Source organism: Chryseobacterium sp. 2P (assembly GCF_059579425.1).
Genome location: NZ_CM184194.1, coordinates 1,283,531 through 1,306,360 on the forward strand (window position 1 = coordinate 1,283,531; position 22,830 = coordinate 1,306,360).

Here is a 22,830-nt window from a genome sequence, read left to right on the forward strand (position 1 = left end):
TGTTGTTTTCCTGATCTCTAAAATGGGCTGAAGCCCATTCCTGTTGATATTGTTGTATTGTTTTTACGTGGAATTTACATTAATATAGATTGCAGGTATTTAAATAAAAAATATCCTGACTGAATATTCGGTCAGGATGCTTTGATTTAATTATTGGTTGTTGCGGAAAGATTTGTTGTTTTGATTATTCATTGTATTGCAGGGGATTATTCCTTCAGTGTGGAGAATTTTATGGCAGATATATTGGCATATTCCGGAGAGGCTGCCCCGTACAGGCTTTTTACATATTTTTTTACATTCTGTACGATGGGGTAGAGTCCGGTTCCTTCTGCATACAGTATTCTATTTCTTTCAATGAATTTGAGGTTAAGTTCTGCTTCGGCCTGGTCTACTGCCTGAGTGGTGTTTACCAATGATTGTTTGTAGGTGTTGAGGTTTGTCAGTTTCAGTTCTTCTTCATCCGGTGTGAAGGAAGGAATGGTTTCTAACAACTGTACGAGTATCCCGAAGCTTTCTGCCTGCTGGGTGTAAGACTGCCGGGAAGTGGAAATGGTTTTGGGTGCTTCTTTTCCTTCTTCGGGTGTGGCAGCAGGTTTCTTTTTTGCTCCTTGTATGGTGCGGTTTAAGGATTTTGCCTGATTCAGAGTCCCTTGTGATAAGCCCAGAATTTCTAAACGGTTGGTGATTCGGGTGCAGTTTGTTTTCAGGTTTTTGAATGCGTCCTGACGAAGAGCAATGGCATTTTTATTGGCATTGCGTTTTTCCTCGACTTCCACGAGTTTGGCGCTGGCAGTGGTGTACAGGTTCTGAAGACTATCGATGGTAAGTTCGGGAACCGGTGGATTGTAAAGGGAATAAACGGAGATCTGCTGAATTAATTTTTGAAGGTTCGCGACATTTTTAGCGTGCCCTACTTCTGATTTTGAAGACATAAATTGTTGTGTTTTTTTTAATTTTTTCCAAATATAAAATTTATTTTGAAACGGAAATAATTTTTATTAAATATTTTATAGTCAGCGTGTTATGTAAAGTTGGGATAGGGAAGTCTGTGGGGTGGGGTGAAGAGGTTTTAGTTTTTAAAAGTAGAGCTTGCAAAATCAGTTTTTGAGTTTGAAATTATTGCTCAAAGTTGAGAGACTTTGCGCAACGGGGTGTTGTTTTATCTTGTTCTTTGAAATCTTTCAGCCTGTTTTTTAGCTGTTTTCCAAATTAAACCTTACGGCTTCTTTTATTAATTCATTTAAGTCATTCCATTGATTGCATTTTTCTAGATAGAATGGTTCCATCCAGTCATAATTTTTTATTATGCAAACGCTAAAATATCCTTCAATATCCGATGAAGGATACCATCCAACATCTAATACATTGCCGTTTGTCAATTCAACTTGCAGCAAATCTTCTTTTAAATCGTCAATATTATTTTCAATGCCCAACGATATATCTATTGGACTTAAGTCATCGAATACTATTTTACCTTTATTTCCAATTATTTCTTGTATGTTGAGTGATTTCATTATCAATTAATTTAAGTACCTGTTTAAATATTGCTAAATAAAAGTTTTACAGGTTTTTCTTAACTTTTTCAATTAAAATAAACTTTGTTTATTCTTAAATTTAACATTAAGAATTTAAGCCAGTTAAGCTGATTCTAGTTAAGAAATCAATACATCGATTTTTATTAAGTTTTTTAAGCTAAAAGAGGCTTAACTCCTTAATGGTAAAAATAAATTATAAATTTGACACGCCTTAGACAAAACTCGCTTCGTAAAGTCTTAAAACTTTAATAAGCGGGGGAGTCATATTAATTTTGATTTTGAGCAACCGACATGGTTAGATATTGTTATAAATATATGATTTCTACACAGAAAAATATTACAGAAAACCATAACATTTAATTATTATCAATCCGATGTTTTAAATCACATACTCATTCATCATTAGATTTTAAATAAATAATAAGATCATTTCAAAATAATTTACATAACATTGCAAAAAAAATATTCCATGAAAATTTTCAAATTTATTTCAGTTGTAACTGCAATGGTATTCTTCGGGATTACTATCAATGCACAAAAAAAGAAACCGGCAGCAGCTTCAAAATCAGGACCCATCGAAATGCCTGCAGGCACGGAAACCCAGTCGATCCCTAATGAAGAAAAATTCACAGATATGATTATGAAAATCAATGAAGCCGTTGTTTTTAAGTATGATAATAGTTATAAAAATGCAGATGTATACATTATGAAGAATGGTAAGGAAACATTGATGTACAAGGTAAAATCTAATGATACGGGTGTGGATAAAAAACTGAATGCGAGAGTCTATAATAAGAAAGTATACAGCGCTGACGGAAAACAACTTTTATTTACTTATGAGACGGAAACTGCTGTAAGCAGTTTAATAAAGTTTATCTTTAATTTCCCGGAAAAGAAATCTCTTATCCTTGATTTTTCAAATATATATGAGCATGATGCGTACACCATGGGTAAATCAGAAACTTTTGAAAGGTATCCTGTTTTTTATTATTATTCGTTTTATACGAATGCGAAAAAATGATTTACGTCCCATAAAGTTACTGTTCCGGAAATCAGGAAATCTTCCATAGAAAGAGAAGAATTTGTATAGGATTTTATGAAGAAATGGGATATAACCAAAGCATTTTTGAGCTTGGAAGTACAGCGCGGATTTACAATCCGCGCTATCAGGTGTTTTTGTTGATATTACAGGCACGGATTACAAATCCGAGATATCGAGTGGGATATAACCAAAGCATTTTTGAGCTTGGAAGTACAGCACGGATTTCAAATCCGCGCTATCGGGTATCGGGATTCGCGCTATCGGATTACAAATCCGCGCTATCAAGAATTAGGAAGTTGACACTAACATAGCATCTTCTATTTCCCAATAATTATCATGCAATCTTAGTTTAAATATAGCATTTCTACCGTAATAATCTTTTTTTATATGATGGTCAACAAAAACTAATGCACTTCTTTTAGAACGATCAAATACAATCTCTGAAAAATAGACAACACCTATCTCACATTCATTAGTATGTTTATCATACTCTGCCAGATCCAGTACTTTTGCGGTACACAAATTAAATTGATTTGCTTTTATAGAACTTCGTGTGCTTAAATTTTTAATATCTGGACTATTAGAAAAGTCTTTAAAAAAATCCTTTTTTCTTTCTATGTATTTTATATTATCTTCAATACTATCTGCTGCAAAATCTGTGTTTTTACTTTTAGTAGAATCTATATACAAATTGCAATATTTTTCAGGATGATTAAAAATTTCGTTGTACGCTTTTGTCTTCTCTTCGATATATAAATCCTCATTATGAACTCTTAAACTATCAAAATATTTTTTTTTACCTAAATAATCTTCTCTAAAAAAATAAGGTATCAACTGATCTGTTAAATCATTATATAGTTTTACATTAGTATCGGTAGATTGACTTACACATTTTTTCATTTTCTCCTTACAATTCGTAAGTAATAAAGAGGATAATAAAATCATAACTATTTTAGTTTTAAAATTCATATTATTTAGGAATTTTGGGTTAATAACATCTATTGATGACGTAGCCATACAACATCATTCTTTTTTCTCTTATACAATAATCTAAAGAAGAAACTATGATATCTTTATAAACTTTTCTTGTAAAAATATCTATCAAATCTACTACTATACAAGTAATAAAATGCATTTTTTCCCGATCTTTTATAATATAGCCTTCTTTCATTTAGTATTGTTTTAATTTTTGCTCAAAATAGGGAGACTATCAGAAACGGGATAAATTTAAAAAAAATGTTTGGGTTTGATATTGCTCAAAGTCGTGAAACTTTGCGCAGCGCGGTTTGGGAGTACAGCACGGATTTCAAATCTGCGCTATCGAAAGGTTTTCAATAAGCTGTAACAGAGAAGACTTTATTTGGCAGTCAGACTTTTACATAATACAGGGATTTTCCCAGCTTATCTTCAAGATACTCTACATAATCATCCTCTGTTAATCCAATGTTGTATTTTTCCCAAGGGGCAGTTAAAGTCTCAGTTTTTTTAAGATATGTGTTTATCAATTCCAATATTGACTTCCTGTTCAATGGTTCTCCTTGATAGTTTGTTAACCTTTCAGATTCTTCATGGTTATTGATTGTATTGTATACCATCAATAATTGATGCTTAAAGTTATTTTCTCCAAATAAAATAATCGAATTTTCCAGTGTGGTATTTAACCAATGTGGAAAATGAAAAACAGGAGTATACACTTTGTAAGGTTCTCCCCATTCGAATTTCTTTTCTTCAATCTTGCATTGGGGTACTGTGCTTTCGTCTATATCATTCATATTATTTCTGCTCTCAAAAAGTATTTGTATTTAAGAAAAGATTTCAAGCGGCTTCAGGGTAATTTTATCGATATCAACGGATTCTATTTTTTCTAAGTGGATGAAAAATTCGATCCAGCTAAGGATATGCTCTTCTTTAAGCGAATAAACATTTAATTTCCAGATTCCTGCTGGTATTTCTATCAATGGTAATTCATATTTAAAGTATTCTTCTTTGGTTACATATCCACTCCCGTTTAAAATGTTTTTAAGGGGTAATGAGCTGTCGATATGAGCTTCTAGATCCCCTTTGTGATTATGGCACATTTGGGTAAAATCTGCATGAGAAACAGCGCGGATTTCATCTCCGGGTTCTGCTTTTAAGTAGTTGTAAGAATCGTGAAATTCCCACCTATTGCTGTCTATTTCTTCTTTATTAAAAACAAAATCGACTTGTTCCACCGCTTCATCGGTAGTAATGATATGGATGATTCCCTGTTTCAATAATTCTGATAATCCATCGGGATAGTCATAATTGAATTCTTTATCCGAGTAATAGTTTTTACACTTGGTTATATTGGCAAAAATAAGTACGCCTTCTGTATTTAATCCTTCGAGAACCATGGTCTGTTTGTTTAAAAATTATAAAGAGAACTTTAAATGGGCAGAGTTTCTGAATTTTATTATGCAGAATTTCTACGGGGAAAGTTTTATCTCCTGAGCAAATTAAGTATAATTATGATATTTCCCAAACCTGTTTTTATAGAGAAGGGGTATTCGCAATAAGCCCGGCGTTCCGTAGGAACGCTATCTCTAGAACATTGCCGCATTAAAGATACCAATCCTACGGATTGATTGCCTGATTTATTTTTATTTCTACACAGATTCTGCTCCTAAAGGAGCAGTCTTTTTATTCTTTTAAACCATTTAATCATTAGAAAGGTTTATTTGTGTAGACACTATATTCGCAAGGCGTTCGTTCCGTAGGAACGCTATTTTTAGAACATTGCCACATTAAAGATACCAATCCTACGGATTGATTGCCGGATTTATTTTTATTTCTACACAGATTCTGCTCCTAAAGGAGCAGCTTCTTTATTATTTTCAACAATTTAATCATTAAAAAGGTTTATCTGTCTCTAAATTCCTGTGGAGCACCGGATAATTCTGCCAAATCTATTTCTAAGCGGGTATTTCCGTCATCTGCTTCAGCTCCTGCGGTGAATGCTCCATATACTTTATTTAAAACCAACCTTGCAATTCCGTCAGTAACCGCAATGATCGGGTTGTCATTGTTAAAAGTGGGGTGTAAATGGAATTTAACAAACCCGGTAAGAGGATTTGCCGGATTTGTACTGCATACTTCGAGGGTTACTTTATATAATGCAGGATTTTCTGAAGGTTCTATTTTTGCCGTAATTTTTCTTTCATTACATTCAGATTTTCCGCCCCATTTTGATTTTTGAGGATCATCCGGATCATTGGCAGCAATATTGTTTACTTCTGCTTTTACTTCATCAAACTTTTCAGAGATTGTTTTTCCGCCGCCTAAATCGGTCATTTTTTGCTGTGTATCATTAATGACTTCAGCCATTGCATTGACTTTTTTATCTAAATCGTCTTCCACTTTTTTTACCATACCGATAAAATGAAGTCTTGTCCACAGATAAACGGATAAGAAGCCAATAATCAGAAAATACAATATTACAGCGATGGCTATTTTTTCACCGGACTCTTTGTTCTGAAATATTATCGAAAAATATTTTCCCACCCGCGCTAAAAATTCAGGAATATTATTCAATTGAGTTAAGCCCACTCCGACAATAATCTTTGTAAGCCAGTCACTGATCTGAACAAGATTATCATTTTGCGTAACTGAAGGTTTTCTGTCATGATTATTTGTATCTGAATTTAAAATTTTTGGTACCCCAAATAAAAATCCTGAAAGTCCCCCAATTCCAAAACTGGCTCCTCCAATAAAGATGCATGCTCCTGTAAGTTCCAGATAAGCCATTATTCCTCCTTTCATATTCAAGGTGTTTAAGCCGATAAGAAAGCAGATTACTATTCCGACAATAATGGAAAAGAGTAAGAAATCCCAAATGCTTTTAAGATCTCTGTTTTTTTGTTTTAATGTTAATTCTGGCATGATTATAAATTTTCTTATACGAATTTCTTATATATTCCAGAATTAATCCACTCCTATTTTGTGTGATTTTTTGCGGGAATCTTCGGATTGCTTTTTCATCAGGCTTCATTTAAAATTCAATCTCTAAAATAAATTGAAATTCAATGAATTGAATTTTCCAAGATTTGTCTGGTGTGCTTATTTTTCGTATATTTGTTACCTTATTAAAAGAAATCTCTGTCTTTACTTTCTGTGATCGTTTAGAATATTTTATTTACTTCCGTTTCAATTTATGTCTTTTTAAGGGCATTCACATTAATAAAAGCACTCAGAAACCCTTTAATAACAGGTTCGGAATTTGGTGGACAGAATCACTGAGAAGGGCAGGAACCCTGATTTTTCCGAAGCTTCAAATAACTGTAAAATAAAAATTCAATAAAATATATGGCAGATTCTTTCTCTAAAAAAGAAAATTTCAAGAAGAAACAGCAAAAACTAAAAGAAAAAGCAATGCGCCGTGAAGAGCGTAAGGAAAATAATGATAAAGGGAAAAGCCTGAACGAAATGTTCATGTATGTAGATGCGAACGGACAACTTACTTCTACACCACCGGATCAGGCTGAAAGAGAGGAAATTGATATCAACAATATCCAGTTGGGAGCAGCTCCTATTGAAGCTGAAGAAACTGTAAAAACAGGAATTGTAACTTTTCTAAGTGAAAAAGGATACGGTTTCATTACGGAAGATAAGACTAAGGAAAATATCTTCTTCCACAATAATAACTGTATCGACCAGATTAAGAAAGGGAATAAGGTCTCTTTCGAAAAGGAAAAATCTCCGAAAGGTTTTTCTGCAACGGAGATCAGACTGGTAAAATAAGTATCGGACAATATAAAATAAAGCTTCAGAAATGAAGCTTTATTTGTTTTTATAGAGTTCCTCGCGGATCTGAACTAAGATTTTTGTGGTTTTTTCCAGATCCGGAAGATCGGGCAGGGCAGAAGCTGCATGATGTTCTTCAATGGAAGCAATAAGGTCTCCGGCTTTTTTCATGACCTGTTCGTAAGACCAGTTTCCGGCTTTGATGTCTAACAGTTCTTCGCGGTTGTCGACACGGATATTGAGGGAATTGTTTTTAAATATCTGTTCGCACGACTGTAATAAACGGATGGTGTGCATCATGTTTTTGCTGTCGTAATTCTGTCCGTGGTTCTGGTTGACATTGTAGCGGTCATCATTGCGCTCGGAAACCCATTTCCAGTATTCGCGGTAATCTTTGCAGTAGGTGGAATAGGCATCGAGGTTGCAGAAGAGATAGGCAAGGGGATGCTGTCCTTTGGGAACGGAGGAAACAGAGACCTGATTGGCTTCCAGATTTTGAATGATTCCTTTGTATCTGAAATCGCCGGACTGATCGTAAAACAGGGCAAACATTCCTTTGGTATTGTCGATGCTTACCAAGCCGCATTTTTCCTGTTGTAAACCATTCTGATTTTCCGCGGAAGAGAATTCCCGCAGCCATTTTTTCAACGGAACAGAGCCCTGATCCTGCAAAATGTAGCAGAAATCGAGGATAGATTTCTTTTCTTTATCCATCGGGTTAAGGATCTTTTTGTTGAGTCCTTTTGCTTTTTTAATCTGTGAAACGGCATATCCGGCAAAGGTGTCTTTGCAGAGTCTGGAAAGGAAATCTTCGGGTTTCACGAGATCCATTAAGGGATGTTTCTGTAAGATGCAGTCTTCCGGACTGGCGATAATTTCAAGGATGTTGGGATTGTTTTTCTGTAACAGTTCGATAAGTCTCCCGATTTCGTAATACGTAATGTCGTTGGTTTCGTTGGAAATCTGGGGAATATAGTTTAACCCGAAGAAGTCTTCTTTCGGTAAATAATACACGCCACGAATGTCTGTATCGGAATTTTCTGTTGCCAATCCGAAAGAGCGGCTTCCGGAGATGGCTTCGAAAAGGATGAGGTTTTTGTTTTTAAGGTCTTGGATGGTCATTTAATAATCTTTAAAAAGTTCAAAATCTTCAAATTTTATTTTTTGAGATTTATTCTTAAAATATCTGTTATTTCTGTTGCTTTTAAAACCTGTTCTTCCGATTAAATTACTATTAATAAAAAGATGTGTTTCTTTGTTTTCGAAAGGAATCGTTATAAAAAAACATTTTTCGAGGTTTTTTTCAAGATCCTTAAAGCATCTGTTAAGAAAAGCAAAGTTTTCTGTTTCCGAAATAAATTTCTCTTCCAATATAGAAAATTTACTTTGCGCTGAATCAATCATTGCTTGTAACCTATCGGAATTTTCATCAGGATACATATTAAAATAAGTTTCTACGACATACTTTACAAATTCCTGTGTATAGAAAATTTTATATTCTTTAAAGTTTTTTATGACTAAATAGACAGGATCCTTAGAATCGTCTTTAAGGTTGACACATCTAATTTTGACGGATTCGGGGATTTCAATTCCGTATTCAGATTTTAAATGTTCACAATGCTTTAAAAATAAATTTTCTTCTTTGTATAAAACTTTTACTTCTCCTTTGGCAATATTTTTCTCAATACTTACGAACCAAGGATTTCGTCCCTCCTGCCAAACTCCATCTCTAAAGATTAAGGTGGAATATTTGTATTCCGCTCTGTTTTTAGCATTAAAACTGATATGAATTGTATCTCTTTCCTGAGGAGTATAATCGAAATCGAAAATGTTCCCATGATTAAGTTTGGATGTCATATGTTCTGCAGAGATTCCGTTTTCAAAATCTTTTACAGGCATCATGACTTTTCCGCGTATTAATGATTCCCGAGAGCCATGATAACGGTATAAAGACCAAATGTAAATGTCTTTTATGTCATTGATGTTTCCTTCAGTACAGGTGCAGAATTGTAGTTCTGTATTGGGGGTACACATAATTTAATCTAAAAAATAGGGTGAAAAATCAATTCCCTGAAAACAGCCTGCCATTGGTAAAACGTTATCGCCGTTCATGGTGACTTCATATTCTTCGCAGGTGAGCTGTGAAATTTTCTGATACCAGCTTTTCTGGTGTTCTTTCAGAATGTTGTCCAGTTTAATTAAACAGTGCAGTCCGCCATTGGTTTTAATAAAGGTAAGACAGTCGGGGTTTAAACAGTCTGCAATGTCTTCTCTGAATTTATCAATGGCTTGTTGATGGTTTTCTATACGGAAATCAATATCGAGATCAAAGAATATCTTTCGTGAAGTGGTGGTCTGAATAAGATTTAAAGCTAATGTGTGAGGATTGATGGCGTTATCTTTCCGGATGAGTTTTTCCGAAATTTCTTTCATTAAAAACAATGAGGCATTGTGAAGGTCGCGCGGGTTGGGAGTGATGTAAATGGCGAGGTTATCCTGAGAAACTTCGGTACTTCCGGATTCGTACAAGCCTGCCGGAATTTCGAGCTGCCTGATTTTGTGAAGCAGTCTTTCTTTGGTTGAGGTAAATCGTTTTAACTGTGCTTTATCTGCTTTCAGTCCTGTTTCGGGGTTGTATTTTTTTCTTGCAAGAAGAGCAACGTAATATTGTTCATTGGGCAATAGTTCCGGAAGCCAGTCTATGAATTGCTGTAATTTTTCTTCGTTGTGTATGATTTTGTAGTTCATTGGTTTTTAATTTTGTTTTTGAAATTCAATAACCTTATCAATCCATTCCAAAATAGTATTTTCCAGTGCTTGTAAATTTTCAAGATCGTAAGTTTTTTTGTCTGAATGTGATAGTATACCTGCTTTATGTATTTTATCTTTAATTTTAAAGATAAAATGTGTTTCTGGAAGATCTAATATTGCACCACCGCCATAATAGCCAAATGTATTATTTTCATGAACTGTTTTTAGAAATTGAAATAAAATTTTTAGCGGAATTTGTCCTTGATTAACAAAATCTAGTTTTCTTCCGGAGCTTTCAGAAAATTCATTTGAACAAATATGCAAATAATAATCAAAATCTTCATCAATTAATAAACGAACACTTCTTACTCTCAGATCTCTTCTTAAACCATCACTTTTACTAAAATAAAAGATATAATTACTTTGAGAATAATCTTCATCATTGATGTAAACAGGTAAGCGGTATTTCCTTTTTCTGTAACCATTTTCATCTTTCACTGGATTTCTAAAGGAGAAAAATAAAACTTCATAAGATATTTTAGAAACTATAAAATCGTCTTTTTTGTTTAATCCGTTTGCATAGACAAAGGTTTCATTTTCCCAAGAGTAATTTTTTGTTTTAAGGTTCCATTTATTTTTAGTAAAAATAAATTCAATCCAATAATAACCGGAAAACTGTTCTGTTTTTAGAATAAAAACATCCCTAAACTGTGGCGTGTAATTTATGCTTTTGAAAAAATTTCCTCCTGTAAATTCATTGTATAAATCGGTTATGTTCTGTGAAATTTCATTAAAATTTTTGACATCTTCAAATATTTTTTTCCAGGGAAATTGCACACCAATAATTGTAGACTTTCTATCTTTAAAATTTGGTAAATAACGCTTTATTGCCCAATTAAAATCAGCTTTCTGATGGGTTTGGCTGATGGTGATAATACTTTCTTTTTCCATGGTTGTGTTTTTAAAATTCATTCAAAAATAATCTATAATCTTCTCGTATCATCAATTCCTTTTCCACAAACAATTCATTTCTTACATAATCAGCCGTTTCCTGTGTTACATGATTGTAGCCTTGTTTGTTAACTTCTACAGCAAAGAAAATAAAAATTAAATAAAAAACCGGACAATTTTTAAAGTCCGGTCTGTTTTTGTTAGTTTTCAAAAAAGTGTTTTTTGTTTTCTTCGAAGAATACCTGATCTCCGACCTGTCTGCGGAGTGCGATGGTTTGTTTGGAATCTTCTCCTGCGAAGTAACGCAACTGGTTTTTACCGTCTGTTGCTGCTTCGTACACGACTTCTGCAATCTGCTCCGGAGTGGAATACTGGAAAACTCTGTTGGGATCTCTGAAGACTTCCCAGACTTTTTCTGTCATTTCCTGATAGGCAGGATGCGCTCCCATATCGAGAGAACGGCTTGCAAAATCGGTGGAAATTCCGCCCGGCGCAATGGTTTTGATGGTGATTCCGAAAGGATTGAGTTCAAATGCCATGCTTTCTGACCAGCCTTCGAGAGCCCATTTTGTAGCGTGATATAATGAGGCTAAAGGAAAGGCAACGTGACCGCCAATGGAAGTGGTGGTTAAAAACAATCCTTTCTTATGTTCTCTGAAATAGGGGATGAAAGCCTGTGTTGTACGGATCACACCCCATAAATTGGTTTCGAACTGTCTGCTGATCTGTTCTTCGGACAGTCCTTCCAATGGTCCCATTAATCCGTAACCTGCATTGTTGAATACGACATCTACACCGTCCTGAATTACTTTTTCAGCGACTTGTTTGATTTCCTGCGGATTGGTAACATCCAGTTTCATCACTTTGATGTTGGGAATAGAAGAGAGTTCTGTATCGTTTTCGGGAGTTCTCATGGTTGCGACCACGTTCCAGCCTTTTTCTGCGAATAGTTTTGCAGTTGCTTTACCCAGTCCGGTAGAAGCTCCTGTAATGAAAATAGTTTTTGACATCGTTTTTTAGATTTTGTTGAAACGAAATTAATATTTACTTTTGAGACCTAAAAGTATATAGTATACTGTATGGTTTTAATTTTAACGAAAATTTAACAATGAAGTATTTAATCAACCAGCTTTCGAAGGCAACAGAAATCCCAATCGGAACGATCCGTTTTTATGAAAAAAGCGGTTTAATTGCCGGAGAAAAGGATGAAACGATAAAAAGCAACAATTACACGTATTATTCTGAGGAGGTTATCGAAAAGCTTGATTTTATAAAGGAAGCCAAATCTGTGGGGTTTACTCTGGCAGAAATTAAGGACTGTATGGATGCATGGTTTGAAGACCGCCTGAATACAGAAGACAAAATTAAGTTGATGGATGATAAGATTGCCCAGATCGATGCAAAAATAGAGGAAATGCAGCAGCTAAAGGAAAAACTGGCGTATGCAAAGGAGGTGATCCGGAATGGGGAGTGCTGATTTTTAAAAACTCCATGTTTTGGAAAGAGTGATATTTTGAGATTGATTTAAATTTTAAATAATAAATTAATACTTTTATTTAAAACTAATTGTTTTTTTAAAAGTATTAATTTTTTTATACATTAAAAGTCATTTATAAATCTTATGGAACAAATTAATTTAAGATTAAAAAAATGATTATTTTTGCAATATAATTTAATAATGAGCCAATTCGATTACATAAAAGATATAGCAAAATATGGTCTTGAAAATGATCAAGAAAAGCTGTTGTCAGTATTAAATGAGTTAATCGAACATTCTAAAAACACTAAAAAATTAAATTTCGCAATACAGCTACAATCAATCCTAAAAGACTCTATTAAACATCAGCGCAACAATTCTTTAACTAAAGTAGGCTCTGAATCTTATTTTAATAGAATTGAAGATAAAGAGGTTGGAGAATTAATATTAGAAAAGTTAACTTCTAGTTATAGACTTGATAATATAGTAGCTGATAATTCTGTAATCCATAGTTTACAATATTTTATTGAAGAACATCAAAAAGCAGAGTTACTTAGAAAATTTGATTTACCAATAGCAAATAAATTATTATTACATGGACCTTCTGGTTGTGGTAAAACGCTGGCTTCTTATGTTGTTGCAGGAGAATTAGATAAGATGATGGTAGTTGTAAATTTAGGAGCAATTGTATCATCAAAATTAGGAGAGACTAGTAAAAATTTATCCAAGATATTTAGAAAAGCAGCTTCTGAAGATTGTATTATATTTATTGATGAATTTGATTCTTTGGGGAAAGTTAGAGATTATTCACAAGATCACGGAGAAATGAAAAGAGTTGTAAATACGATTTTGCAATTATTTGATTATCTTCCACAAAATAGTATTGTTATAGCTGCAACAAACCAAAAGGAAATGCTAGATGAAGCATTGCTTAGAAGATTTGATTTTTCTATTGGATTTAATTTACCAACAGAAAAAGAAATAAAAGAATTAGTATTACTGACTCTTAAAAATGGCAATTTTTCTTTTGATAACAAAACAAAAGCCAACAAAGTAATTAAGAATTCTGTTGGATTATCTTACTATAGTATTCAAAAAACATTAGTCACAGCTATAAAAAGAAGTTTGTTTGCTATAGATAATCCAGAAAATATAATTTCTGCCAAAATAGATACTATAATATGGCAGAAATTAATTGATATTGAAAAAAAATCTATCGGAGTTTAATTTTCTGCGTCAAGTTCTGGATTAAGTTCTGAATCTAAATTATTTAATATTTCAATGTGATTGTTTATATTTAACATTTCTGAGTATAAATTTTCAGTACCTTTACCTTCATTTGTCAATATTTCCGTAATTTTAATAACTATGGAAAACTCATGTGATGATTTTGATAGTTCGCTGATATAGTCATTTTTGGATAAACATCTAACAGCTAGAGCTACAATATCATTTAAGTTGTTAAAATCGTTTGGTTGAATTCTATAAGACATAAATTGACTATTGGAAAATTGTCTGTTATCAATCCCAAAATGATCTTCACTCCATGTTATAGAATTCTTTATACTAAAATCTTTTTGAACGGCATTTTCATAAATTTTAACGTCTACATTTTTCACTAAACTAAATGACATATGCAATGGTAAATAATCTAATTGATTATCTTTAGTAGGTAAAAAACTATAACACAAAGAAATATCAAATTGTAATTTATTACCAGAATTTTTAATATATGAAGGAAGAATAATAGGAATATTAATTATTTCGCCAATTTTAATAGAATCTTCAACAATAAATGTTATACAGTTATCATTATTCTCAATTAATTCAGTTTTATTAGGTTTTCCAAAGCCGATTAAACTTTTTAGTAACGTTTCAGGTTTGTCCTTAAAGTGAAGAGGTTTAAAATAGTTTGCTGAATTTACTAATAATGCCTTTATAGTTTGAGTTCTAAGAGTAGGATACTCATTTAAAATTTCTGCTGCGTATGAAGTGATTAAAGGAGTTGCTAAACTAGTTCCACATGATCGTCCATAAAATTTATCATCAATTACCATTGGAGATCTTAAAATTTCTAATCCTGCTTTAGCATCAAATAAATCACCTCCATAAAAAACAAAATCAGGCTTATTCAAGTGTTTGTTTTTTTGTTTAATTATTTGAGAATTGATTGTTTGAGAATAATCATAGTGAAATTTTCTTGTGTAATACGCAGGATAAAGTTCATTTGGTGTTATATCTGAATGGTCAATATCTTCCATATTTCCTGCCAATGCTCCAATTGATACATTATTTAGTGATTCAGATGGCGAACAAATATTTGTGTCTTCACAACTATGAACTTGTGTAGTACTATCTAATTTATAGAAGAAATCAGGATAGTCGTGGTCGGGATGAGGTTCTTCAAAAATTAAAGCTTTTAAACTATCACTATTAAAATTACCTACAGAGATGAAAATTAAAATATCTTCTTCAAAAGCAAGTTTATCTAACTCATATGAAAATTGACTAAATGTTTCATTATATTTTTTAGCATTAGGAATTACTAAGGACATATTGAAAATTCTAATTCCATAATTTCTTTTAGCGAACTTAATATCGTCTAATAATCTTGGAATATCAAGTGGGTCATTGTCTTGCTGTAAAACCTTAATGACAAAAATTTTAGCCTTTGCATTATAAATTTCTTTAATGTTATTATAAAACTCATCTCCTAATGCTACCAAACCAGCTACCATGGTACCATGACCAACTTCATCCCAAAAAGCTCCATTGCCTGTATGGTCAATATTATTTTTTAAAATTATATTTTTTAATGGTTGAATTCTTTCAACACCTGTATCTATAATACCAACAGTTGTTATATAATCTTTGAATTCTATTTCAAATTCATAATCTCTTATCGGTCCATTGTAGCCAGGTCTGAGTTTTTGTGTTCTTGAGCTAACTATCGCTTTAATAATATCAAAATTATCTGCAATAAATTGAATTTCATCTTTTTGAATTTTTTGAATTTCTAAAATACTATCGTGATCTTCAGAATATGAGTAATTTAATTTTTTTTCTTTTAAATAGTTAAATAATATTTCTTTTTGTTCAATAAAAACAGAATCAACACTTTCAATAAAATTTAATAAAACTCCTTCATTAATGTAAGTTAGAATTCTTGCTTTGCTATCAATAAACTCAAATTTATAAATTAGTGCTAATATGTTATATTCTTTATTTTGATAAGATGTTCCGCTTGGACTATCAATAATTGCTTGTATGTGATTTTTAAAATATTCAAACAATGATAAATCTACAATTTCAAAAATAACAGTTTTATTAAAATCTTTATATTCAATGGGGGTAATGCCATATTTTTCTAAGAATTTAAGTTTTAGATCGGAATTGAATATAGTATAAAATTTAATTTTAATAATATCAATATACTTAGAAAACTGAATAGTTCTTTTTATATTTCTATTTTTACGTTTAGCGTAAAAAGTAATATTGTATTCTCTTAATTTTTCTTTTTGATATTCTTCAATTATTTTTTTCTCATTTTGTTCAATCTCTTCTTGATTCTCTTCTTCACTTTTTTTATTACCTCCAACATTTCTTTGTCGGTTAAATTTTGGGTGGCTTGATTTGTCATTGTTTAAAAAAATATGTCTATTCATGATGTGTTTTTATTATTTGCAAATTAATATGATTTTATTAGAAGTTTATTTTTTTTATGGAAAATATATCAAATTGTTAAAAAACAATTACGGAAAACCATAATCGCTTAATTTTTAATACAACTCTCCACAATCACCTCCAATGCTTTTTCCGCATCACAATTATACAAACCGGAACACCAAGCCGGATTCGCTTCAATCAAAGCCCAGCCTTTTCCTTTGATGATCCCGAAATCCAGAACAATGGCTTTGGGAAGCGTTTCACCGTATTGTTGAATGAAATTTTTGAAAAAATCAAAAAGCTCTTTCTGTTCGTTTTCGGAAAGCGGATCGGTATCAAAAACGTCATTTCTCCAATAAGAAGAATGCGTTATTATTTGATTATTTAAAACAAAACATCTTACTTCCAGTTCCCATTCTACGACTTCGGAAGTGAAAACCCTGCTTTCCAGATCCAGTGTATCAAAACCTTTAATGTTGGTGACTTTATCAAAAATTCCGGCTTTAAAACTTTTAAAATCCGAACATTTGATGAAAATATTTTCTTCATGCACGAAATCTTTCAGCTTTCCGTAAGAGATTTTCCTTTTGGTAAATTCCTCCGAAACTTTGGAAAGCCAGTCGTCATCGGGTTTTGTTAACGTAAGACTGCATTGTTCCGCCACAATTTCAGCATAAATATCTTCGCCATACACCGCAATCACGTCTGCACGAAATTCTTCGGGAACATTCCATTTTGCATTAAACCGACTCAATTCGTACGGTGAATTGAGGGATGCTTTTTTCAGATTGTTGCTGTCTTCCGTGTACATGGGAGAGAGCGCGATGAGGTTTTTCATTGTAACAGTATTTATTGTTAGATAAAGGTAAATTTCATAAAACTTAAGATTCTGTTTATATTTCCCTTTCTACTTTCTTAAGGACATAAGTATATTGTCTTTTTAAAAATACGCAAGAATATGTTGCATAAGGATCTATTACAAAATTAGTTTTTGAATGAATTGCAAATAAAAGATTTATTTCGTAATTAAAATTTTCATCATATTTTTTAATTTCTACGCAAATAAGTTCAAAATATCCATCCTTTTCTTGGTATTCATTATTAAAGATCGTTTTATGAAAAGGAACTAATACTGATTCTGATCTTTCAGCCAAATTCTTTTTATTTTCTATAAGATCTTCTACAATTTGTTTTATCAGATCCCAGTTGATTTTATTACTGATAATAAATGAAATTTCATAATTATCAGGAGGAATTTCAGAAACCCATTCATTTTGAAGCTCATATTTTTTAAATAATATTTCCCCAAATTTTGTCAATAATTTGTGGTTGTTTTTTTGTGTTTTCATTAAGACAAGTTTAATATTTCCCTGAAAACCCGCTCCATTTCGTTTTTATCCGAATTTCCTCCTTTCAGACTTTTCGCTTTTTCTTCATTATCTAATATGGTCTTCTCTAAAAATCCGAAGAGTTCCCAGTCATTCGGATGGTGGTAAGATTCTCCTTTGGTGGCTTTTAAAGCGATTAAATTTTCTATTTTCGTTCTTGTAAAATCATCGACCAAAACCAGTAATTCACTGAACAAAACAGGCGGAACTGTCCCTTTTTCCAATATCCATTTTCCGGTTAAGGTAGTTCGTAAGCAGTAAAAGTAAGATTTCAGTTTCACCTCATCAAGTCTACATGCTTCGAGATATTTTTTGCTCATGCTTGAGTAATGATAAAATACCGATATCGGAGAAAAACATTCATCTGCCAAAGGTTTGAACAGGTCGTGAAATTTTTCATTTTTCACATAAACGACAGGAGAGTAGAACCAGCTCAGCAAAGCCGCGTTTGACTTCAACAATAAATGGAACGTTTTTCTTAGATCCCATCCGGAACCGTCCAGATCGTCTTCCGTTATAAATTCTATGGTTTCATCTTTATCCCACGGTGAGAGATACCAGTCTTTTTCGTGTCGGTATATGAAGCGTATATCGTAGTCGCTGTCCGGAGAAGCAAATCCCCATGCTCGACTTCCGGATTCTACGGCAAGCAGTATTTCTACACCGCGTTTTTCTTCAACTTCTTTTAGTTTTTCTATTATTTTTGGTGTCATTGTTTTTTAATTTGATACAAAATAAAAAACATCCTGCGCAATCTTTTTACGCAGGATTATTTTATGTAAAACCTGGATAAACTTTTAACCGCAAAAGATGCAAAAGATTTTACACTTTAGTTTCTTAAGTTTACTACTTAATTCCGATAAAATACTTTAAAAGAAAGCAAAGTAAGGGAAGATTTCATCTGCTATTAAGCGAAGTCTATAACAGCCGTTTATTACGTAAAGCTATATGCAACATTTTCCATAAATAATATGCTTTCCTACTTAAATTACATTTTTATCATTCGCTGAACGAAGTGCCCTTGCGAACCAATAAATAAAATCATTTTATTGAATATAACTTTGTGGGCATTGCGTTAAAATTATCTAGCCTCAAAAATTTTATCAATTAAAAATCTTTGTAAAACTGTCTTTTTCCAGATTCTCCAAAGAAAAATCAAAGTCGGCATTTTCTTTATCATAAACGATTTCAGCTCCTAATTCCTGAATCAAAAGATTGAAGGATATCGGTTCGTACCATTGCTGATACAAAGCGTTCGTCGCCATTACGGAAATTTCTGTATTTCCTGAAACATGAGCATGTCCTGCTCCGAAATTCAGCAGTACGAAACACTGTCTTCCGTCTTTTGGCAGCAACATTCCCAAAACGGTCTGTTTTTGTACGGATTGACATTTTGCTTCCGCAAAAAGATGGTTCGGATTCATCATATAATCGTAAGAAACGGCATCGCCTTTTCCGATAACAATTTTATATCCGCAGTCGCTGTTTCCGTTGAAAACGTTGTTCATTACCAAAGTAGGAGCCATTAAACCTCTGTTTGCGTAAAGATATTCTACAGCACCGTTTGGCGCGGAAGTGATGTCTCCGGAATACATCAACTGACCAGAATTTTGGCTGTAAGCGGCATTCCATCCGATTTTTCCGGCAATATTTAATCCTGAAAGGTCCAAATCATAAGCTCCCCATGCATTTTCCCAGTAAATTCCGACCGCTAATCTTTCACCGAAAAATCTTGTTCCCGTCGGAATATTCCCTACAAGCATCTTTTCAGAAGTCGGTAACGCAAATTCTACGTCTTCTGGGAAATAGAATTTCTTTCCTTCAAAACGATACTTTGATTTTAAATAGCTTAAAATAAAATCGTAGTTCAGTTCATTCACGGAAGTTCCGATTGATTTTTTCGTCCACGATTTTCCGTTCCGTATTCTGTACACAAAAGTATCCTGACCGTACATTCTTGAATAACAAGCCGATAAAGATTTAAACAAAGCAAACGGAGTGGCATTTTCCAGCCAGTGCAAATCACTGTTTTCCAGTAATATATTGGTTGCGTTATTCAATGGATTCGAAATTAATGGTTTATGATAAACCTTTGACAGCTTCGAAATTTTATTAATCACTTTTGGTGCTCTGTTTTTATAGGCTAAAAATAAGGGCTTGAAACGATTGAAAATTTCCGCCATTTTTTCCAGTCCGAAACTTTCAAAAAGATAAGTCGGATTAAATTTACTTTGCTTGATATCATTAATCAAATCATTGTTTTTAATTAATAATGTTTCTTTTGTGGTTTTGTAGATCACGTAACGCAAAAATTCAACATTATTTTCAGGATAAACGTCGTAACGGTCGGCAATTTTTATGATGGCTTCTTTGTTTCTGATATTTTCTTTTCCTGTAAAATCATATTCCAGTTCATTGTGCAGAATAGATAGTAAATCATCAATTGTTTCTTCTTTCAGAGCGATTCCTGATCTTAGAATAGCAAGACATTTTTCCTGAAGTTCTTCTTCGGAACAGGCTTTAATTACTTTGAAATTCAGCTTCAGATCCGGGATATTCAACACTTCATCCGGAATGTATACTTCACCCTGAAATCTGCTTCCGTAGGTAGAAAAATAATGAAAGAGCTGTTCCATCAACAGTTCGAATCTTGTACTTTCTTTAATCTTCTGCCACGATTTATGGAACGTTTTGTTGAGATCATTTCCGTTCAGCTTTTCTTTAGCGTAATAAGAAACAATTTCTTTTTTTGCCCATAGTGCAGAAGGTTCGATGATAAAACCATCCTGAGAAATAAATATTTCAGCATCCGATTCTTTTGCCAGTACAGCGTTGAATAATTTTAATGTTTTCATTGTTTTTAGTTTAAAAAAATAAGTGAGGAGTAAGATTCATTAAAAGTGAAGTGTTATAGGAACTCCTTTTACCTATAATTTTTAAAAGGCGGGGAGTAATTTTCCAAATAATTTATAGGAACTCCCTTTGCCTTAAAGTTTTTTAAAAAGGCGGACACTTCGGCAAGCTCAGTGCGACATTTTTAGCTAACATATTGAGCATTAAATTTTATCGGAGATAAAATCCTTGCGCCTTAACAAGTATAGCTTTTAAATAAATTGCGCCTTTGTGTATATCTAACAATTTTTTTTCATTTTTTGAGGAACAGGCAGGACTCGAACCTGCGACACACAACTTTGAAGTTTACAGGAACTTTATTTGCCAAAAGCGAAAAGTAATCTGTTGCTCTACCATCTGAGCTACTGTTCCTACCTTATGATTAAAGGTTTTCATTAAACCCTACAGGCTTTTACACCTGCAAGGTTCGGTTATTAGTTTTCTTTTTTATTTTGTTTTTGTTTAATGCAAAGACGCAAGTTTTTTTTTCCAATTGGTTATGTTTTTAAGGCGTAAGACACTTCGGCAAGCTCAGTGTGATACTTTTAGCTAATATTAAGTTTAAATTTTATCGGAGATAAAATCCTTGCGCCTTAACAAGTATAGTTTTTAAAAGTAATTTGCGCCATTGCGTGATATCCAACAATTAAGCTTTTCTAAACTTCTTCTTTTTCTTCCACGGTGCATTTTTCTGAACATCACCCGCCATGATACATCCGTAAGGCATCACTTCATCCAGAACTTCACACAGTCCGTATTCTTCAATCTGCGCTCTTACTTTTTTGGCACTTTTATAAGCGGTTGGAAGCTCAGAAATATCAATTTCGTTGGTGAAGAAACGGATATCTAATCCTTTGGTTTCTTCTTCAAAAACTTCTTCAATGGTTTTATGCGCCAACGATTTTTTATGCTGACTTCTACTGAAGTTTCTTCCCGCTCCGTGTGGTGCGAAACCTAAATTTCTTTCGTTGGTTGTTCCTTTTACAATCAAAACAGGTTCTGCCATATTCAAAGGAATCAATCTCGGACCTGTAATATCCGGCATAAATTTATCATCCAAAGGCGTTGCACCTTTTGCGTGGTAGAATAAATCTCCATCTCTGAATACAAAATTATGCTCGTTCCAGTATCGGTCTTCTTTCTCGATTCCTAATTTATTCAAAGCGGCATCATGAATGGAAATATGGTTTTCTTTCGTCCATTTTCTGATTAACTGCAAGGCTTCCCAATATTGTTTTCCTTCTTCCGTTTCATAAGGGATCCATGCGTTTTCTCTTAAGGTTTCAGGAGAAATTTCCATTCTGAACTGGTTCGCAACCTTCATTCCTTTATCATATAAAGCTGCGCCCGGAGCTCTTGAACCGTGGTGTGTTACCAACATCGTGTTTCCGGTATTTTTGGAAATTCCGACAAACAGGAAATGGTTTCCGTCGCCCTGCGTTCCCATATGAGAACGTGCAATGCTTATTAATTTTTCGTCATTCAGAAAATCATTCGCTCTAAAATCATCCATTAATTCCTGAGACATCGGCATCTGTTCTCCTCTCGGTCTTCCACCGTATCCGAAATGCGTGATGGAATGAGCTGCATCCAACACTTCTTTAGGATCTGCCTTTCCAAAATCCGTCAGCATAACAGAACAGCAGATATCTGCACTATGGAATCCCGGATGAATCGCATTTTTTGCCACAACCACACCGCCAACAGGAATATGTCCTGCAGGACCTGTAGGACAGGCATCCGGCATAATGGCTCCGTTTTCCAGAGTCGGCGTTTTCATCAGGACTTTCATGGTGTTGATTACTTTTTCCACGTTATCATTTTCACTTTCGTGTTCTGCTCTGATGTTGATCACAAAATCTTTTGCCGTTTCATGAAGCGGAATCAGTTCGGGCTGTTTAAACTGTTCCAGATATTCTTTTATCTGAGTTTCGTTTAAATTATTTTCGTTGATGAATTCAATCGCTTCTTTAAACCATTTCGCTGGTCTGTATCCTAATTCGATTAAATGATTTCCGTTAAATTCCATGTGTTCTCTCATTTTGATGATGCAAAGTAAGAACTAAAGTATGCAATCTTTTTGCGCAGATAAAATTATTTTAATTATTTTTGACGAGTTGACCACAAAAGGCACAAAAGTTAGTTGACACATGAGTCACATTAGTTTTAAGTTAAATGATTGAGAATATTTTAGAGCACATAAGATTTAAAAATCAAAGATTTTTGTGAGGAACAAAGAAAGCTCTAAAGTGGATACTGAATCATTTCAAAAAATAATGTCCTTAAAGAACGAGAAATGGTTTTTTAAAACTTTTCTAAACAGATATTGCTCCGATCGGGCGGATTTCTGTTATTTATAAATAAAAA

At 33.3% G+C, this 22,830-nt stretch carries 22 protein-coding genes and 1 tRNA gene; 4 read left to right on the forward strand and 19 right to left on the reverse strand.

Annotated features, from left to right (window positions below; translation table 11 throughout):
* Positions 1 to 206 precede the first annotated feature (206 nt).
* A complete protein-coding gene (locus AC52CF_RS05845; RefSeq protein WP_214590447.1) occupies positions 207 to 932 on the reverse strand; it encodes a hypothetical protein in 726 nt (241 codons plus the stop codon).
* A gap of 261 nt (positions 933 to 1,193) precedes the next feature.
* Positions 1,194 to 1,514, reverse strand: coding sequence for a hypothetical protein (locus AC52CF_RS05850; RefSeq protein ID WP_214590446.1), 321 nt, complete (start codon positions 1,512 to 1,514; stop codon positions 1,194 to 1,196).
* A 490-nt stretch (positions 1,515 to 2,004) separates the two neighbouring features.
* Between AC52CF_RS05850 and AC52CF_RS05855 the strand changes: the two genes are divergently transcribed.
* Positions 2,005 to 2,556, forward strand: coding sequence for a hypothetical protein (locus tag AC52CF_RS05855; RefSeq protein WP_214590445.1), 552 nt, complete (start codon positions 2,005 to 2,007; stop codon positions 2,554 to 2,556).
* A gap of 309 nt (positions 2,557 to 2,865) precedes the next feature.
* On the opposite strand, the gene AC52CF_RS05860 is transcribed toward AC52CF_RS05855, so the two are convergent.
* The 4 genes from AC52CF_RS05860 to AC52CF_RS05875 all read right to left on the reverse strand — a co-directional run bounded on the left by AC52CF_RS05860 (position 2,866) and on the right by AC52CF_RS05875 (position 6,477).
* Positions 2,866 to 3,594 carry a hypothetical protein gene (locus tag AC52CF_RS05860; protein ID WP_496517941.1) on the reverse strand — a complete coding sequence of 243 codons (729 nt, stop codon included), beginning with the start codon at positions 3,592 to 3,594 and terminating at the stop codon, positions 2,866 to 2,868.
* A 350-nt stretch (positions 3,595 to 3,944) separates the two neighbouring features.
* Entirely contained in the window at positions 3,945 to 4,349 is a 405-nt protein-coding gene (locus AC52CF_RS05865) for a hypothetical protein (protein ID WP_214590442.1), read from the reverse strand.
* Between the two features lie 30 nt (positions 4,350 to 4,379).
* Positions 4,380 to 4,952 carry a hypothetical protein gene (locus tag AC52CF_RS05870; protein ID WP_214590441.1) on the reverse strand — a complete coding sequence of 191 codons (573 nt, stop codon included), beginning with the start codon at positions 4,950 to 4,952 and terminating at the stop codon, positions 4,380 to 4,382.
* 505 nt (positions 4,953 to 5,457) lie between these two features.
* Complete coding sequence (locus AC52CF_RS05875; RefSeq protein ID WP_214590440.1) at positions 5,458 to 6,477, reverse strand: pYEATS domain-containing protein; 1,020 nt, start codon at positions 6,475 to 6,477, stop codon at positions 5,458 to 5,460.
* 423 nt (positions 6,478 to 6,900) lie between these two features.
* Here AC52CF_RS05875 and AC52CF_RS05880 point away from each other — a divergent pair, with 423 nt between their 5' ends.
* Complete coding sequence (locus AC52CF_RS05880) at positions 6,901 to 7,335, forward strand: cold shock domain-containing protein (protein WP_214590439.1); 435 nt, start codon at positions 6,901 to 6,903, stop codon at positions 7,333 to 7,335.
* Positions 7,336 to 7,374: 39 nt separating this feature from the next.
* Here the strand turns inward: AC52CF_RS05880 and AC52CF_RS05885 are convergent, their stop codons facing one another.
* From AC52CF_RS05885 to AC52CF_RS05910, 6 genes are read right to left on the reverse strand one after another with little or no spacing between them, the layout of a single operon-like run.
* Positions 7,375 to 8,460: a nucleotidyltransferase domain-containing protein gene (locus AC52CF_RS05885; protein WP_290261151.1), complete on the reverse strand. Its 1,086-nt coding sequence runs from the start codon at positions 8,458 to 8,460 to the stop codon at positions 7,375 to 7,377.
* On the reverse strand, positions 8,461 to 9,372 hold the full coding sequence (locus AC52CF_RS05890; protein WP_496517942.1) for a hypothetical protein: 912 nt from the start codon (positions 9,370 to 9,372) through the stop codon (positions 8,461 to 8,463).
* Positions 9,373 to 9,375: 3 nt separating this feature from the next.
* Entirely contained in the window at positions 9,376 to 10,086 is a 711-nt protein-coding gene (locus AC52CF_RS05895; protein ID WP_214590437.1) for a hypothetical protein, read from the reverse strand.
* A gap of 6 nt (positions 10,087 to 10,092) precedes the next feature.
* Positions 10,093 to 11,040, reverse strand: coding sequence for a hypothetical protein (locus tag AC52CF_RS05900; RefSeq protein WP_214590436.1), 948 nt, complete (start codon positions 11,038 to 11,040; stop codon positions 10,093 to 10,095).
* Between the two features lie 10 nt (positions 11,041 to 11,050).
* Positions 11,051 to 11,251 (reverse strand): hypothetical protein, encoded by a 201-nt coding sequence (locus tag AC52CF_RS05905; RefSeq protein WP_214590435.1) that lies wholly within the window; start codon positions 11,249 to 11,251, stop codon positions 11,051 to 11,053.
* On the reverse strand, positions 11,241 to 12,050 hold the full coding sequence (locus AC52CF_RS05910) for an SDR family oxidoreductase (protein ID WP_214590434.1): 810 nt from the start codon (positions 12,048 to 12,050) through the stop codon (positions 11,241 to 11,243). Before AC52CF_RS05910 ends, AC52CF_RS05905 begins: the two co-directional genes overlap by 11 nt.
* Positions 12,051 to 12,148: 98 nt before the next feature.
* Between AC52CF_RS05910 and AC52CF_RS05915 the strand changes: the two genes are divergently transcribed.
* Both AC52CF_RS05915 and AC52CF_RS05920 read left to right on the forward strand, forming a co-directional pair.
* Positions 12,149 to 12,517 (forward strand): MerR family transcriptional regulator, encoded by a 369-nt coding sequence (locus AC52CF_RS05915; protein WP_290261138.1) that lies wholly within the window; start codon positions 12,149 to 12,151, stop codon positions 12,515 to 12,517.
* A gap of 201 nt (positions 12,518 to 12,718) precedes the next feature.
* Positions 12,719 to 13,744 carry an AAA family ATPase gene (locus AC52CF_RS05920; RefSeq protein ID WP_214590432.1) on the forward strand — a complete coding sequence of 342 codons (1,026 nt, stop codon included), beginning with the start codon at positions 12,719 to 12,721 and terminating at the stop codon, positions 13,742 to 13,744.
* Here AC52CF_RS05920 and AC52CF_RS05925 read toward each other — a convergent pair.
* From AC52CF_RS05925 to AC52CF_RS05955, 7 genes are all read right to left on the reverse strand, one after another.
* Positions 13,741 to 16,182 carry a S8 family peptidase gene (locus AC52CF_RS05925; protein ID WP_214590431.1) on the reverse strand — a complete coding sequence of 814 codons (2,442 nt, stop codon included), beginning with the start codon at positions 16,180 to 16,182 and terminating at the stop codon, positions 13,741 to 13,743. The genes AC52CF_RS05920 and AC52CF_RS05925 overlap by 4 nt on opposite strands.
* A 107-nt stretch (positions 16,183 to 16,289) precedes the next feature.
* The gene (locus AC52CF_RS05930; protein ID WP_214590430.1) at positions 16,290 to 17,021 is read right to left on the reverse strand and encodes an ATP-grasp domain-containing protein; all 732 of its coding nucleotides are present in this window, start codon (positions 17,019 to 17,021) and stop codon (positions 16,290 to 16,292) included.
* Between the two features lie 55 nt (positions 17,022 to 17,076).
* Entirely contained in the window at positions 17,077 to 17,532 is a 456-nt protein-coding gene (locus AC52CF_RS05935; protein WP_496517943.1) for a hypothetical protein, read from the reverse strand.
* Positions 17,532 to 18,284, reverse strand: a complete 753-nt coding sequence (locus AC52CF_RS05940; RefSeq protein WP_375181583.1) for a nucleotidyltransferase domain-containing protein — start codon at positions 18,282 to 18,284, stop codon at positions 17,532 to 17,534. The genes AC52CF_RS05935 and AC52CF_RS05940 overlap by 1 nt, the downstream gene beginning before the upstream one ends.
* 390 nt (positions 18,285 to 18,674) lie before the next feature.
* Complete coding sequence (locus tag AC52CF_RS05945; protein WP_214590428.1) at positions 18,675 to 20,426, reverse strand: hypothetical protein; 1,752 nt, start codon at positions 20,424 to 20,426, stop codon at positions 18,675 to 18,677.
* Between the two features lie 300 nt (positions 20,427 to 20,726).
* Positions 20,727 to 20,835: transfer RNA gene (locus AC52CF_RS05950), tRNA-OTHER, on the reverse strand.
* Positions 20,836 to 21,109: 274 nt separating this feature from the next.
* Complete coding sequence (locus tag AC52CF_RS05955) at positions 21,110 to 22,492, reverse strand: RtcB family protein (RefSeq protein ID WP_496518208.1); 1,383 nt, start codon at positions 22,490 to 22,492, stop codon at positions 21,110 to 21,112.
* Positions 22,493 to 22,830: the final 338 nt, after the last annotated feature.

Coding starts and splice junctions, on each gene's coding strand:
- AC52CF_RS05845 (WP_214590447.1), bottom strand. CDS start 932: ATGTCTTCAAAATCAGAAGTAGGGCACGCTAAAAATGTCGCGAACCTT.
- AC52CF_RS05850 (WP_214590446.1), bottom strand. CDS start 1,514: ATGAAATCACTCAACATACAAGAAATAATTGGAAATAAAGGTAAAATA.
- AC52CF_RS05855 (WP_214590445.1), top strand. CDS start 2,005: ATGAAAATTTTCAAATTTATTTCAGTTGTAACTGCAATGGTATTCTTC.
- AC52CF_RS05860 (WP_496517941.1), bottom strand. CDS start 3,594: ATGGCTACGTCATCAATAGATGTTATTAACCCAAAATTCCTAAATAAT.
- AC52CF_RS05865 (WP_214590442.1), bottom strand. CDS start 4,349: ATGAATGATATAGACGAAAGCACAGTACCCCAATGCAAGATTGAAGAA.
- AC52CF_RS05870 (WP_214590441.1), bottom strand. CDS start 4,952: ATGGTTCTCGAAGGATTAAATACAGAAGGCGTACTTATTTTTGCCAAT.
- AC52CF_RS05875 (WP_214590440.1), bottom strand. CDS start 6,477: ATGCCAGAATTAACATTAAAACAAAAAAACAGAGATCTTAAAAGCATT.
- AC52CF_RS05880 (WP_214590439.1), top strand. CDS start 6,901: ATGGCAGATTCTTTCTCTAAAAAAGAAAATTTCAAGAAGAAACAGCAA.
- AC52CF_RS05885 (WP_290261151.1), bottom strand. CDS start 8,460: ATGACCATCCAAGACCTTAAAAACAAAAACCTCATCCTTTTCGAAGCC.
- AC52CF_RS05890 (WP_496517942.1), bottom strand. CDS start 9,372: ATGTGTACCCCCAATACAGAACTACAATTCTGCACCTGTACTGAAGGA.
- AC52CF_RS05895 (WP_214590437.1), bottom strand. CDS start 10,086: ATGAACTACAAAATCATACACAACGAAGAAAAATTACAGCAATTCATA.
- AC52CF_RS05900 (WP_214590436.1), bottom strand. CDS start 11,040: ATGGAAAAAGAAAGTATTATCACCATCAGCCAAACCCATCAGAAAGCT.
- AC52CF_RS05910 (WP_214590434.1), bottom strand. CDS start 12,050: ATGTCAAAAACTATTTTCATTACAGGAGCTTCTACCGGACTGGGTAAA.
- AC52CF_RS05915 (WP_290261138.1), top strand. CDS start 12,149: ATGAAGTATTTAATCAACCAGCTTTCGAAGGCAACAGAAATCCCAATC.
- AC52CF_RS05920 (WP_214590432.1), top strand. CDS start 12,719: ATGAGCCAATTCGATTACATAAAAGATATAGCAAAATATGGTCTTGAA.
- AC52CF_RS05925 (WP_214590431.1), bottom strand. CDS start 16,182: ATGAATAGACATATTTTTTTAAACAATGACAAATCAAGCCACCCAAAA.
- AC52CF_RS05930 (WP_214590430.1), bottom strand. CDS start 17,021: ATGAAAAACCTCATCGCGCTCTCTCCCATGTACACGGAAGACAGCAAC.
- AC52CF_RS05935 (WP_496517943.1), bottom strand. CDS start 17,532: ATGAAAACACAAAAAAACAACCACAAATTATTGACAAAATTTGGGGAA.
- AC52CF_RS05940 (WP_375181583.1), bottom strand. CDS start 18,284: ATGACACCAAAAATAATAGAAAAACTAAAAGAAGTTGAAGAAAAACGC.
- AC52CF_RS05945 (WP_214590428.1), bottom strand. CDS start 20,426: ATGAAAACATTAAAATTATTCAACGCTGTACTGGCAAAAGAATCGGAT.
- AC52CF_RS05955 (WP_496518208.1), bottom strand. CDS start 22,492: ATGGAATTTAACGGAAATCATTTAATCGAATTAGGATACAGACCAGCG.